This window comes from Oceanobacillus jeddahensis, from assembly GCF_000750635.1.
In the GTDB taxonomy this organism is placed as follows: domain Bacteria; phylum Bacillota; class Bacilli; order Bacillales; family Amphibacillaceae; genus Oceanobacillus; species Oceanobacillus jeddahense.
The window spans coordinates 489,160-502,831 of the sequence record NZ_CCDM010000003.1 but is presented as its reverse complement, the minus strand read 5'-3'; the positions used below and the strand labels follow the sequence as shown (position 1 = coordinate 502,831).

Genomic DNA, 13,672 nt, shown 5'->3' with positions numbered 1-13,672 from the left:
TGTAACAGTTTGTAAGTGGATGAGGGTGATATGTATTGTTGGAAGTGTATTTTGAATCGGATAAAGAAGTAACAGCTTTTCGTAATCAGTTAAACCCATACAGGAAGCAGATCAGAGTACATCAACAAACAGATGCCAAGTGGGGGAGCAGGTTAAGGTTGGAAGGTGATATAGCAAGGGCAGAATTAATCCATTTGATCAGTACTGTAATGGCAAACGTTTTTATAGAAGAGCATCTTTCTGACGTTATCATTCATAAGATTACCGATGGATTTTATTTTTCGGATCCGGATGAAATCAATCGCATTTACGATTTTACGATGTGGATTTTATTTGAAACAGATGCAGATAACCAATATTTACGAGAGCATGTGGATACTGCTAATCTCCTGCAGCATATCTTTTTTCTTCAATTAAAGGAACATACGAGCGTTCATTTTAATGGGATCATACATTTTCGTCTGGCTCAATTTTTAGATTTTGTTCGAGAATGCGTTGGAAGGGCGATTGAAGAATTTAAACGAGAAGAGGATCATCAGGCATTTATTGATATGTTACGTCATTATATTGAAAAAAAAGATCCTTGTGTTGATTTAGTTCATATCGAACAAGATGAGAATTTTATATTTTACAATGAAAAAGGAGAAGTAATTTCGAAAGATATGCTGCGTATGTGGATGTTTCAAGCACCGTTATATGCATTGGGATTACACGAAAATGAATTTAATTTAAGCCCGCTTATTGCTATGTCACCAGCAAAAATAAAAGTTTATGGAAATGATCCGGCTGATCCAAAGATCCTGACAATAACAAATATCTTTCAAGAAAGAGTAGAATTTAAAATGAAAGGAACGTCGATTCTTTCCCGTGGAGAATAATTGATTGGACTTGCTTTTCAAACTTAGAAGGAATATAATACGGATAGAGTTTGAAAATGAAATTGCTGAGATGAGGATACGATTATTTTCAGTTTACGTACGTAGAGAGGGAAGTCCCTAAGGCTGCAAGCTTCCTTTCGTAACGAAATAATTACCACCTCGGAGCATTGCTGCTGAAATGATTGAAAGTAGGCGGTAACGTCCAATCTGCGTTAAAGATGAATGGAGCTGAGGTTATTTTTATCCTCAGGAATTAGGGTGGAACCACGACTTAAAACGCTCGTCCCTTTGCATTATGCAAAGGGATGGAGCGTTTTTTTGCTTAAAAAAAGTATAAGTGCAGAGGTTTGATGGAGCAAGCAAACGTAGCCCCAGACCCAATTAAGGTCGTCACCTTAAGACTTGACGACTGCCAAGTTTTCTAATATTTGATAAAGGAGTTTGAAGGAAATGGCTGATTTAACAATTATTTTTCCCGATGGAGCAGAGAAACAATTCCCCGAAGGAACGACAGGAGAAGACATTGCAGCTTCTATTTCTCCAGGATTAAAAAAACAGGCACTCGCCATTAAATTAGATGGAGAGCCTGTTGATTTACGCAGACCGCTTTCAGAAGGCGGGAAAATTGAAATTATTACGTATCGTAATGAAGAAGGAGTAGAGATTGCACGTCACTCTACTGCACACTTATTAGCACAAGCTGTAAAACGCTTATACCCTAACGTTCAATTAGGCGTTGGTCCGGTAATTGAAGAAGGTTTTTATTACGATATAGACATGGAAGATTCATTAACACCGGAAGATCTTCCTAAAATCGAGAAGGAAATGAAACGGATTGTTGATGAGAACCTAGAAATAAAACGTGTAGAAGTTTCTCGTAATGAAGCAAAGGCCCGTTTTGAAGAAATTGGTGATGCATTAAAATTAGAACTGCTGGATGCGATCCCGGAAGATGAAACAGTTACAATTTATGAGCAGGGTGAATTCTTTGACCTGTGCCGGGGAGTGCATGTTCCTTCCACAAGTAAAATTAAAGCATTTAAATTATTAAGTATTTCCGGTGCCTATTGGCGTGGAGACAGCAATAATAAACAGCTCCAACGGATTTACGGAACAGAATTTGAAAAAAAATCACAGCTGGATGAGTATTTGCAGATTTTAGAGGAGCGCAAAGAAAGAGATCACCGCAAGCTTGGTAAAGAGCTGGGTATTTTCACAGTTTCACAAAAAGTAGGACAAGGCTTGCCGCTATGGCTGCCAAAAGGAGCAACCATCCGTCGTAACATTGAGCGTTATATTGTTGATATGGAAGAACGCTTAGGCTATGACCACGTGTATACGCCTGTACTTGGCAACGTGGATCTATATAAAACAAGCGGACACTGGGATCATTACCAAGAGGACATGTTCCCGACCATGGAAATGGATAATGAAGAGCTTGTATTACGTCCGATGAACTGTCCACATCATATGATGGTTTTCAAAAACCAATTATGGAGCTATCGTAATCTGCCTGTCCGGATTGCAGAGCTTGGAACCATGCATCGTCACGAAATGAGCGGAGCACTTGCCGGATTGCAGCGTGTGCGTGCAATGACACTGAACGATGCCCATATTTTTGCTCGGCCAGATCAGTTAAAAGAGGAATTTATTCGTGTGGTAGAGCTAGTTCAACGCGTTTATAAAGATTTTGGAATTAATGATTATTATTTCCGTCTTTCGTATCGGGATCCAGAGGATAAAGAGAAGTATGTAGACAATGATGCCATGTGGGATAAAGCGCAGGCAATGCTGAAAGAAACCATGGAAGACATGGAATTGAAATATGTTGAAGCAGAAGGAGAAGCTGCTTTCTATGGTCCGAAACTGGATGTACAAGTGAAAACAGCCTTAGGAAAAGACGAAACGTTATCTACGGTTCAATTAGACTTCCATTTACCAGAGCGTTTTGATTTAACGTATATCGGGGAAGATGGAAAAGAACATCGTCCAGTCGTTATTCATCGCGGTGTAGTATCTACGATGGAGCGTTTCATTGCATTTCTTATTGAAGAATACAAGGGAGCTTTCCCAACATGGCTTGCACCGGTCCAAGCGAAAATCATTCCAGTATCTTTACAAGCACATCTTGATTATGCGAAAGAAGTGGAAGAAAAATTACGCTTGGAAGGCATTCGAGTAGAATTGGACAGCCGTGATGAAAAATTAGGCTATAAAATACGTGAAGCACAAACACAAAAAGTTCCATTTGCCCTTGTTCTGGGGGATCAAGAAATGGAAGCAAACAGTGTGAATTACCGCCGTTATGGTGAGCAAGATACAGAAACATTGGAATTTGATCAATTTGTTGCCTTTATAAAAGGAGAAATTGAGCAGAAGAAATAAGTATTGGTTATGACGAAAAAGGCTATTTTAACATTTTTGTGAGAATAGCCTTTTTTGGTTTGGGATTAAAATGAAAGCTAATACCCTGTTTCCACTAATATATTTTTAGAAAATCCATTGACAACCTTACAGAACCATGCTATGATTCAATAGTTGTTTCAAACAAAGGATACCGTCCTTGACAAGAAAACGATAAAATGCTATATTATAAAAGTTAATGATATGATCTAAACGACAAGTAGAAGCACCCGCTTCTCACCTGATTGACATCCCTGGAGGATAGTTGACTGGTTCATCACGATTCATGTTTACGAATGAGGAGATGTGTGGGTGCAGTATGTACCGACACTTTTTTTAATGTATTGAAATGACTTGTCCAGATAGATCAGTAACAAAATTTCGGAGGTGGCTGGCTATTAGCAAGGATATGAATGTTAACGAAAAAATTCGTGCAAGGGAAGTTCGTCTCATTGATTCAAATGGGGATCAGCTTGGAGTAAAATCTCGTAATGAAGCATTGGATATTGCCGGGAAACGAAACCTTGATCTAGTATTAGTTGCTCCAAACGCAAAACCACCGGTATGTCGTATTATGGATTTCGGGAAGTATCGTTTTGAGCAACAGAAGAAAGAGAAGGAAGCTCGTAAAAAGCAAAAGGTAATTAATGTGAAAGAAGTGCGTTTTACACCTGGAATTGGTGACCATGACTTTGAAACGAAGCTTAAAAATGCACGTAAGTTCTTGGAAAAAGGGGACAAAGTAAAAGCTGCGGTTCGCTTCCGCGGTCGTGCAATTACCCATAAAGAACTAGGGAAAGAAGTACTAGACCGTTTCGCTGAAGAAGTGAAAGATCTCGGATCAGTAGAAACAAAGCCGAAAATGGAAGGCCGTAATATGTTTATGATGGTCGCTCCATTGAATGAAAAAAAATAAGCTTTTATTGCAATGACTGGAGGAAAAAATTATGCCTAAAATGAAAACTCATAAAGGTTCAGCAAAACGTTTCAGAAAAACTGGAACTGGAAAAGTAAAAAGATCTCATGCATACACTAGCCATATGTTTGCACACAAATCTCAGAAGCAGAAACGTAAATTACGTAAAAGTGCTTTGGTTTCTTCCGGAGACTATCAACGTATTAAACAAATGCTGCCAAAATAATAAATTTAGATATGTAATGAATTAGGAGGGATTTCTTATGCCACGTGTTAAAGGTGGAACAGTTACGCGTCGTCGTCGTAAACGCGTCTTAAAATTAGCAAAAGGTTATTATGGTTCAAAACGAACTCTATTTAAAACAGCAAAACAGCAAGTTATCAAATCAGGTCAATATGCTTATCGTGACCGCAGACAGAAAAAACGTGATTTCCGTAAATTATGGATTTCCCGTATTAACGCTGCTGCTCGTTTAAACGATATTTCTTACAGCAAATTAATGCACGGTTTAAAACTGGCTGGTATCGATATTAATCGTAAAATGCTTTCTGATTTAGCTATTAATGATGAAAAAGCATTCACACAATTAGTATCTCAAGCAAAAGAAGCTTTAAAATAAGATAAAAATTTAGATCGCATCCAATTGTGGAGCGGTCTTTTTTTATTTTATCATGGAGAACCGCCCGTAAAACTGCCGCCACAAAATAAAGAGCGAAAATAACTTAATTTAGGCGGGAGATAACGGGCGCTACCTCCCTGAATCACTAAGGCTAATTCAGTGGGAGAATGAAGGAAGCAGACTAAGTTCGCGACGTCCTGGGGTTGGGACTGCGATTATTCGCCCCATCGAAGAGCTTTTGCGGTTACTTGTCCCATCGTAAAGAGTTGTGCGTCGAAAAACTCCCACTGAATGAAGTTTCGTTTTATTTCCTGATAATCAGCATGCTTTTAATATTGCGTGCAACAGAGACTTTCTTTATGATTAAAGGGTATTGACAATCATTGAAGCAGGTGGAAGAATGGAAAATGTATCATCGTGGCTTATTTATTTATTCGTGGCTAATATTATTGGATTTTATTTGATGTTTAAAGATAAACAAAAAGCAAAACAGCATACATATCGTATTCCTGAGCGGACTTTTTGGCTGCTGGCTATTTTAGGAGGAAGTATCGGTATTTACATTGGTATGCGGAGTTTCCGGCATAAAACAAAACATAAGAGCTTCACTATTGGTATTCCTGTTCTTATCGTTGTGAATGTAATTAGTTTTATCAGTCTGGTTTTCTTTCTTTAAGGAAATAATCATTTTTGATGGATATTTTAGAGGGAAAAGTCTAAGTAATTCTTTTATCATACACTGCTCGTCTTGAAACATATATATAAATAGAAGTAACCCAGCTTCCTCAGGGGAGGGATAGCCATGGAATACGTTGGGAATTATTTGCTGGTGATTATAGAGATGGGTGGTGTGCTTTCTCCACTATTATTTATTATACTTCATCTCATTCGGCCAATGTTATTCTTACCAGTTGTTTTTATTTGTATTTCTGGCGGTATCTTATTTGGTCCAATAGCAGGAAGTATTTATTCTATTATTGGGATAACAATGGCAAGTCTGCTTTTTTATGTGATGGCGGGTTGGATGCCAAAATCTATTGATAAACTAATCATTTTGAAGCAACGATTACTCGGCAAAAATACAGAAATGACAACAGCCCAAATTACTTTATTGCGCCTTGTTCCATTTATTCATTTTCACTTATTATCATTATGCTTGATCGAAACAAATCAAACCTTTAGAGGATATGCGAAATCTTCCTTAATATCAAACATTCCTCTGGCAATTATCTATACAAGTATCGGCGGCTGGATTTCTCAACTTTCTCCAATGTATATCGCTGTTTTTATCATCGCCTTACTTCCATCCTTGTACTTTTTAAGGAGAAAAGAGATTATTATTAAATGGCAGGAGTTTTTTGCTTCATCATCTGCAGGTACAGAGAACCAGCATCAAGGGTTACCTAAACCTTTAACACCAAGTAAAACAACCAGCTCTTGAACGTAAGGGTTGGTTGTTTTAGTATGGAAGTATAAAGGGAAGCCGTTAAAAAGGTGGTGTGTAGTAATATGAAACTCCCGTCCTGCTGGAATTGTGAGCATGAATTTAAACTTCATCAACTTGTTTGGAACGTGAGACTTCACTGTCCAAATTGCAAAAAGAAGCAGTTTTTGACAAAAGAAAGCCGGTTTAATACTTTGCTTTTCAGTCCGATTCCAGTAATTATAATATCTATCATGAATTCGCTGAACATTTCCTGGTTGGTTATAATTCCAATAAGTCTTTGTTTATTAATTATTTTTATGGCAATTGCGCCTTACTTTTATCGTTTTACCGACAAAGAAGCACCATTTGTATAAAAGACTAACCAGACTGGACATGTCTGGTTAGTCTTTTGTGATCTCCGTTATAATAAGCTCATTAATCGGATGCTTCCACGTAATCGAAGCATGCGGATAATGAATCAATATTTCCTGTTCCAGAAAATATAAATCCTCTCTCGTTAATCCGCGGAGCTCCAATGGATTTTTAACAGTAACATGAATATCCACTACTTCAAAAGAATCTTCTGTTGTTCCTAAATACTTTTCACCGATAAAAAGACAGCCTTTATAAGTTAATTGGAAATTTTTCTTATTATTATTCTGTTCATCTAATAAATAAAACCCATTATTTTCCTGGTTCAATCGCAGTTTACGCTCAGGGTTTTTTAAGTATTGAATCCATGTATAAATTAACAATGCAATTGCTATCACTAATAATATTCGAAAGATAATGATGACCATAATTATCTACTCCTTAGAACGTCCTGTTAATCCTACATACGAATGAGTCTCAAAAAAGTTTCAGGAGAATCATATTTTTTTATAGAAAATGTAGAATGTTATTATTTTGTAATATAAAATAGAGCAATTTTTAATGAAATAAATCAACTTTCGTGCCTTAAAAAAAACTTCATTTCCATAGAAACAGGAGTTGGTCGTTCCTTTGTTAACTCCCTTGATAAAGAATAGCAGGTGAGGTGTAATGCGACCGCTGCGGCGGACCGTTTTGCTTTCCTAGGGGCACGCTCTTCAGCTAACTTTTGCCAAGAAGAGCGCTTGGCAAAAGTGGATCTTCAGATGGTGCTGATCCCTCAGGAGTCAAAACGGTCCGCCTCCGCTAGTTAGATGTTCTATACGTGGAATAGCTGAACAAATAAAAGTAGATCAGGCAGAACATATTTTTTATGCTGCATGGTAAAAGTTCCGCCAAGATTACTTTCTGTGCATGAAAGCTATTCCTGATGTTAATTATTCATGCTGTTTTGATTCGAACTGCTAAACCATCCATTTGAAATAACGGAATGATCGTGTCATCAAGCGTTAGAGAAACTATTTCGTCCAACCCAACAGGATGTTATTTCTTATATTCGCTGTAGAATCCTAACTAAGCGGAGTGGTTGGCCGGAGCGGGAGCTGTACACTATCATTCGTTCAAAAAAAGCTGATTTAACTAAAAAACAAGCACAATAAAGAAGAACTTGATAATCCTGAAACAGCAAGATATACATGCTTATTCTTAGGTGCAATAGTTGAGTAAATAAAGAATATAAAAATAATTATTTGAATAAACTAATCTAATTAGTTATAATATTAATAAGATTAGTTACGAGGTGATTGCATTGAAAATAAAGCTTTATAAGAATCTATATCAAGTGACGTTTCTGCCAAGTATTTTTCCAATTAATTGTTTTATCTTGGAACAGGAGGAAAATCTGATTTGTATTGATATGGGAACCAGGAAATTTGTTCATGAAATTAAAAAACTGACTCATCAAACAGGGAAACCGTTGAGTAAATTAATTTTGACTCACGCACATGGTGATCACGTGAATGGAGTACCTTATTTTAAAGAGGTTTTTCCCGATGTGCCAGTGGGAATATCAAAGCGGGACAGTTATTTGTTAAAGAAAGATTTCCGTTTGAAGGCAGATGAGCCAGATAAACCAATAAAGGGAGGTTTTCCGAGGAACAATGTGCCGATTGATTTTACTTTTGAAGAAGGGGACACGATTGACACGTTAGAAGTTATTTCAAGTCCAGGACATACACCTGGATCGGTATCTTTTTATGAACAGCAGCATCGGATAGTAATCGCAGGAGATGCATTTCAAACAAAAGGTGGTATTGCCGTTTCCGGAGTATTAAAATGGCTATTTCCTTTTCCAAAAGCAGCTACATGGGATAATAAAACAGCGGTTAACAGTGCAATAAAATTACTGAATCGCAGCCCTGAATTGCTTGCAGTAGGACATGGAGATGTATTAGTTGATCCAGAGGGAAAAATGAAGGAAGCAATAAAAACAGCGGAGGCAAGGATCGGAAAATGAAAAAAAAGATAACGAAAGAGATTATTACAGATGCAGCAATGGAACTTCTTGATGAGAAGGGAATAGAAGGAGTTACGATAAAAAATACAGCTATCAAATTAGCAATCAAACCACCGTCATTATATAACCATATAGCAAATTTAGAAGATTTATTAGACATGACTGCACATAAAAGTATGAAAAATTTATATGAAAAGCTTATGTTAGCCAGTATTGGTCTGGAAAAGAAAGAAGCATTATGGGCAATCGCGTATGAATATAGAAGTTTTGCAAAAAATTATCCAGGCCAATACCAACTAACGCAGAAAGTAAAGCTATGGAAAAGTGATGAAACCAAACAGATACCTGAACAGATTTTGGGTATATTTTCTAAAATATTACAAAAATATGCTTTGTCAGAGGACGAAACCATTCATTTTATTCGGACATTAAGAAGTTATTTGCACGGATTTATACTTTTAGAAATGGAGGAAGCTTTTGGACTGCCTCAGGAGTTAGAGAAAAGTTTTACGTTAGGAGTAAATGTTATTTTAACGGAGTTAGACAGCAGTTCAAATTTAAATAATCAATAATTATAAAAAGCTTTTCCCTATACACTGTGATAAAATAAAAGACAGAATGGACAAGGAGGCATTACATTGGATTGGAATCAACTATTTGAAATGCAAAAGGAATTAGATACATATATTGAAAACAATCATGATTTATCAAATGTAAATTTATTTCAGGAAAAGCATTTGGCGCTTCTCGTAGAACTTGGCGAGCTTGCAAATGAAACGAGATGCTTCAAATTTTGGAGTACAAAACCAAGAAATAGTCAACAAATTATTTTAGAAGAATACGTAGACGTTTTGCATTTTTTAATGTCCATTGGGATAGAAAAAGGTTATATTTACCAAGAAGAAAAGGGAGAGAAGACAGAACCTTTAACTGAATCAGAATGTTTTTATCAGGTATATGCAAAGGCAATTGCTTACAGAGAGGACCCGATAAATGAAAATTATCAGCAATTATTTAAGTGGAGCCTGCAGTTAGGAAATCAGCTTGGTTTTACCGATAAGGATATTCAGCAGGCGTATTTGGAGAAAAACCAAGTTAACTATCAGCGTCAGGATCAAGGATATTAAGTCTTTCTGCATTTATATTGGTGGTAAAGCCTTATATAGAATAAAATTTCACTTATAAAGGAGAGATTTTGAAGATGGAAAAGTTAGATAATACGTTAACTATGCTTAAAGATCTAACAGATGCTAAAGGAATACCAGGTAATGAAAAAGAAGTGCGAGACGTATTCGAAAGTTATATAAAGCCTTATGCAGATGAACTTATCACAGATAATTTAGGGAGTTCGATTGCTAAAAAGGCAGGAGACGAAAACGGACCAACGATTATGGTTGCAGGACATTTAGATGAAATTGGTCTGATGGTGACACGTATTGATGAAAATGGTTTTCTTTACTTTCAAACAGCTGGCGGGTGGTGGAACCAGGTCATGCTGGCACAACGTGTAACCATTATGGGTTCCAAAGGAGATGTGACTGGTGTTATCGGTTCAAAGCCTCCACATGTACTTAGTCCCGAAGCCAGAAAAAAACCATATGAAATAAAAGATATGTTTATCGATATTGGTGCAACAAGTAAAGAAGAAGCAGAGTCATTCGGTGTGAAGCCAGGCGATTCTGTTGTTCCGTATTTTGAGTTTACGCAATTAAAAAATGAAAAATTATTGATGGCAAAAGCATGGGACAACCGTATTGGTTTAGCCATTGCCATTGATGTATTAAAAGCATTAAAAGATGAGGCACATCCGAATACGGTGTATGGTGTTGGAACAATCCAGGAAGAAGTCGGTTTACGCGGAGCAAAAACATCTTCTCATCTGATTCAGCCTGATATTGGTTTTGGTGTCGATGTTGGTATTGCAGGTGACACACCGGGTATTGCTAAACAAGAAGCGGACAGTAAGCTGGGTGATGGTCCACAGATCGTACTGTATGATGCCTCAATGATTTCTCATAAAGGGCTTCGTGATCTCGTTGTCGAAACAGCCGAAGAAAACAATCTTCCTTATCAGTTTACTTCCATTGCTGGTGGAGGTACAGATTCAGGCTCTATTCATTTAACTGGTAATGGAGTTCCATCGTTGTCTGTTACGGTAGCAACACGTTATATTCATTCACACGCCGGAATTCTTCATCGGGATGACTATGAAAATGCTGTGAAATTATTGACAGCTGTTATCAAAAAATTAGATCGTAAAACAGTAGATGCTCTAATCAATGCTTAATAACGATTCATTAAATAAGATAATTCCAAAGAAATAGAATTACCATTGATTCCGTACATTTTAAATGGATTAAAATGTACGGGTTTTTTCTATGCCAGGAAAGTATTATTTTTATAAAAGGCCTATAATTGACAGATAAGAAAAGCTGTGGTAAATTATACTTAATTAAAAAATATTTAATTAAGTATAAAGGAGATTTTTCAATGAATCCAATCCGTGGAATGCACCACGTTACAGCAATTACAAGCAGCGCAGAAAAAAATTATGAGTTTTTTACGTATGTACTTGGTATGCGATTAGTAAAGAAAACAGTCAATCAAGATGATATCCAGACGTACCACTTATTTTTTGCAGATGATGAAGGTAATGCCGGAACAGATATGACGTTTTTTGACTTTCCGGGCATCCCTAAAGGTTCTCATGGAACAAATGAAATCTACAAAACATCTTTACGTGTACCTAGTGACGCGGCGCTGGAATACTGGGCAAAACGCTTTGACCGTCTGGGAATAGCGCACACAGGAATTGAGCAGCAATTTGATGTGAAAACATTATCTTTTGCAGATTTTGATGATCAAAAATATCAGCTTGTGTCAGATCAAAATAATACTGGAAGAGCATCGGGAACACCGTGGAAAAATGGTCCGATTCCATCAGAATTTGGTATTACTGGTCTAGGTCCAGTCGTAGTACGTGTAGCAGATTTTAGCTTTTTTAAACAAGTACTGGAAAAAGTATTTATGTATAATGAAGTTGCCGATGAAGGAGCCTTTCATTTGTTTGAAGTGGACGAAGGGGGAAATGGCGCACGGATCATCGTGGAGCATAATGAAGAATTACCTCCTGCCAGACAAGGCTATGGCACTGTTCATCACGCTGCATTATGTGTTGATGCGCGTGAAGATTTAGATGCTTGGCAACAAAGAATTGAACAAGTTGGTCTTCAAACCTCCGGATTCGTTGAACGCTTCTATTTTGGTTCATTATACACACCGGTTGCACCTCAAGTATTATTTGAATTAGCAACAGCTGGACCTGGATTTATGGAGGATGAACCGTATGAAACGCTTGGAGAAAAATTATCCTTGCCGCCATTTTTTGAGTCACAGCGTGAGCAGATTGAAAGCCAGGTAAGAGAAATTGATACGGTACGTAGTAATAGAGCAATTGAAAAAGAATACGAATGAAATAGTGTATAAAAAATCGTTTACTATAGGATAGGTAAACGATTTTTTATACTTTTTCACGAAGCAAAAAAGCACTTTCTAAATAAATAGGAAGTGCTTAAACATTAAGCGATCTGTATTTTTTCGTTTTAAATAAGATACATATAGAGACTTCCGAAAATTTTAGAAGGTATTATTCAGCTTAAGTACTTTCGCAATATTCGTAGCTAATCCTTCCAAATACACTGGTCCATTTTCTAAAGCGTCTTTTAATTCACAAGGAGCCTGAATAACGCTGAATACTGCATCAATTCCATGCTCATATACCTTTTCATAGTTTTGGCCCAATGTTCCGCATACTGCAATGACAGGGATATTGCTCTGTTTTGCTGCTTTCGCAACGCCAACCGGTGTTTTTCCATAGATGGTTTGTCCGTCAATTTTTCCTTCTCCGGTAATAACGAGATCAGCATCTGAAGCACGTTCATAGAAATTTGTTTCTTTTAAAACAATCTCTACTCCAGGCTCAAGCTTTGCGTCTAAGAAGGCAAGTAATCCAGCACCAAGACCACCAGCAGCACCGGATCCTGGAATATCTTTTACAGGTTTGTTGGTGATACGTTCTTGCACATCATGATAGTTGCTAAGCGCTTTATCCAGCTGATTGACCATATCTTCCGTTGCTCCTTTTTGTGGACCGTAAACCTCACTAGCACCGTTAGCACCTAAAAGAGGGTTATCTACATCGCAAGCAACGACAATTTCTACATTTTCTAACCGGGGATCCAGGTTAGAAATATCAATATGATCAAGGTCTATTAAATGCCCTCCACCTTGATTCAGTCTCTTCCCATTACGATGGTAGAATTGAACGCCTAACGCTTCTAACATGCCAGTACCGCCATCATTTGTAGCACTTCCGCCAATTCCAAGAATAATTTTGGTAACGCCATGTTCCAAGGCTGCTTGAATTAATTCTCCTGTACCATAGGTCGTAGCAAGTAAAGGGTTTCTTTTATGAGGTGGAATTAACTCTAAACCAGAAGCCTCTGCTGCTTCAATAATTGCTGTTGAATTATCTCCTGATATAGCATAAGCTGCTCGGACAGATTCCCCATTTGAATTGGTAACGGTTTTATAATAAATCGATCCCTGCAAGGCATCAGCCAATGATTGCGTTGTCCCTTCGCCACCATCTGCCATTGGGATAATTTCTAGGTTAACTCCAGTCTGAAAAACAGTGCTGAATCCTCTGGCAATTGCTTCTGCAGCTTGTTTTGCGGTCATGCTTTCTTTAAAAGAGTCTGGTGCAATAATTATTTTTTTCTGTTGCAAGAACGTCAACTCCAATCATTTTTATTTTTTAAGCCTTCCATTATGTAATCGCAATCAAATAACGAAACTTCATTCAGTGGAAGTTAACGCCTGTTATCTCCCGCCTAAATACATGTATTTCCTGTCTTTTTGGAGGCAGGAGTTTTAAAAGGGGGGCTGGGGGCTATCCGTGATAAAAAGAATAAACAGTAAGGAATCACATGTTAAAATAGATTCCTTACTATTTATTTAAACCTATATTATCATGTTAGTTTA

The 13,672-nt window shown here is 37.3% G+C and carries 15 protein-coding genes and 2 other annotated features; of the genes, 13 read left to right on the top strand and 2 right to left on the bottom strand.

What is annotated here, in order from left to right; all coding sequences use genetic code 11:
* Window positions 1–44 precede the first annotated feature (44 nt).
* From ytxC to BN986_RS28105, 8 genes are all read left to right on the top strand, one after another.
* Complete coding sequence (gene ytxC / locus BN986_RS15775) at window positions 45–878, top strand: putative sporulation protein YtxC (RefSeq protein WP_244445024.1); 834 nt, start codon at window positions 45–47, stop codon at window positions 876–878.
* 58 nt (window positions 879–936) lie between these two features.
* Window positions 937–1,169, top strand: a binding site (T-box leader).
* Window positions 1,170–1,328: 159 nt separating this feature from the next.
* On the top strand, window positions 1,329–3,263 hold the full coding sequence (gene thrS, locus BN986_RS15770) for a threonine--tRNA ligase (protein ID WP_040981812.1): 1,935 nt from the start codon (window positions 1,329–1,331) through the stop codon (window positions 3,261–3,263).
* Window positions 3,264–3,493: 230 nt separating this feature from the next.
* Window positions 3,494–3,624 (top strand) — a sequence feature (ribosomal protein L20 leader region).
* Window positions 3,625–3,690: 66 nt separating this feature from the next.
* Window positions 3,691–4,197, top strand: coding sequence for a translation initiation factor IF-3 (infC, locus tag BN986_RS15765; protein ID WP_040981810.1), 507 nt, complete (start codon window positions 3,691–3,693; stop codon window positions 4,195–4,197).
* A 31-nt stretch (window positions 4,198–4,228) separates the two neighbouring features.
* Window positions 4,229–4,423 carry a 50S ribosomal protein L35 gene (gene rpmI, locus BN986_RS15760; protein WP_040981808.1) on the top strand — a complete coding sequence of 65 codons (195 nt, stop codon included), beginning with the start codon at window positions 4,229–4,231 and terminating at the stop codon, window positions 4,421–4,423.
* Between the two features lie 37 nt (window positions 4,424–4,460).
* Complete coding sequence (rplT, locus tag BN986_RS15755; RefSeq protein WP_040981806.1) at window positions 4,461–4,817, top strand: 50S ribosomal protein L20; 357 nt, start codon at window positions 4,461–4,463, stop codon at window positions 4,815–4,817.
* 400 nt (window positions 4,818–5,217) lie between these two features.
* Window positions 5,218–5,493: a DUF1294 domain-containing protein gene (locus tag BN986_RS15750; RefSeq protein WP_040981804.1), complete on the top strand. Its 276-nt coding sequence runs from the start codon at window positions 5,218–5,220 to the stop codon at window positions 5,491–5,493.
* 126 nt (window positions 5,494–5,619) lie between these two features.
* Complete coding sequence (locus BN986_RS15745; protein ID WP_081922226.1) at window positions 5,620–6,258, top strand: TVP38/TMEM64 family protein; 639 nt, start codon at window positions 5,620–5,622, stop codon at window positions 6,256–6,258.
* A gap of 68 nt (window positions 6,259–6,326) precedes the next feature.
* The gene (locus tag BN986_RS28105; protein WP_074435687.1) at window positions 6,327–6,617 is read left to right on the top strand and encodes a TIGR04104 family putative zinc finger protein; all 291 of its coding nucleotides are present in this window, start codon (window positions 6,327–6,329) and stop codon (window positions 6,615–6,617) included.
* 27 nt (window positions 6,618–6,644) lie between these two features.
* On the opposite strand, the gene BN986_RS15740 is transcribed toward BN986_RS28105, so the two are convergent.
* Window positions 6,645–7,043 carry a hypothetical protein gene (locus BN986_RS15740; protein ID WP_040981802.1) on the bottom strand — a complete coding sequence of 133 codons (399 nt, stop codon included), beginning with the start codon at window positions 7,041–7,043 and terminating at the stop codon, window positions 6,645–6,647.
* A gap of 878 nt (window positions 7,044–7,921) precedes the next feature.
* On the opposite strand from BN986_RS15740, the gene BN986_RS15735 reads away from it, so the two are divergent.
* The 5 genes from BN986_RS15735 to BN986_RS15715 all read left to right on the top strand — a co-directional run bounded on the left by BN986_RS15735 (window position 7,922) and on the right by BN986_RS15715 (window position 12,103).
* Complete coding sequence (locus tag BN986_RS15735) at window positions 7,922–8,629, top strand: MBL fold metallo-hydrolase (protein ID WP_040981800.1); 708 nt, start codon at window positions 7,922–7,924, stop codon at window positions 8,627–8,629.
* Window positions 8,626–9,201 (top strand): TetR/AcrR family transcriptional regulator, encoded by a 576-nt coding sequence (locus tag BN986_RS15730; RefSeq protein ID WP_052400831.1) that lies wholly within the window; start codon window positions 8,626–8,628, stop codon window positions 9,199–9,201. The genes BN986_RS15735 and BN986_RS15730 overlap by 4 nt, the downstream gene beginning before the upstream one ends.
* Window positions 9,202–9,267: 66 nt before the next feature.
* On the top strand, window positions 9,268–9,756 hold the full coding sequence (locus tag BN986_RS15725) for a dUTP diphosphatase (RefSeq protein ID WP_040981798.1): 489 nt from the start codon (window positions 9,268–9,270) through the stop codon (window positions 9,754–9,756).
* A 74-nt stretch (window positions 9,757–9,830) separates the two neighbouring features.
* Window positions 9,831–10,916 (top strand): M42 family metallopeptidase, encoded by a 1,086-nt coding sequence (locus BN986_RS15720; protein ID WP_040981796.1) that lies wholly within the window; start codon window positions 9,831–9,833, stop codon window positions 10,914–10,916.
* A gap of 203 nt (window positions 10,917–11,119) precedes the next feature.
* Window positions 11,120–12,103 carry a ring-cleaving dioxygenase gene (locus BN986_RS15715; RefSeq protein ID WP_040981794.1) on the top strand — a complete coding sequence of 328 codons (984 nt, stop codon included), beginning with the start codon at window positions 11,120–11,122 and terminating at the stop codon, window positions 12,101–12,103.
* Between the two features lie 162 nt (window positions 12,104–12,265).
* Here BN986_RS15715 and BN986_RS15710 read toward each other — a convergent pair whose 3' ends face one another.
* Window positions 12,266–13,417 (bottom strand): glycerate kinase, encoded by a 1,152-nt coding sequence (locus tag BN986_RS15710; protein ID WP_040981792.1) that lies wholly within the window; start codon window positions 13,415–13,417, stop codon window positions 12,266–12,268.
* Window positions 13,418–13,672: the final 255 nt, after the last annotated feature.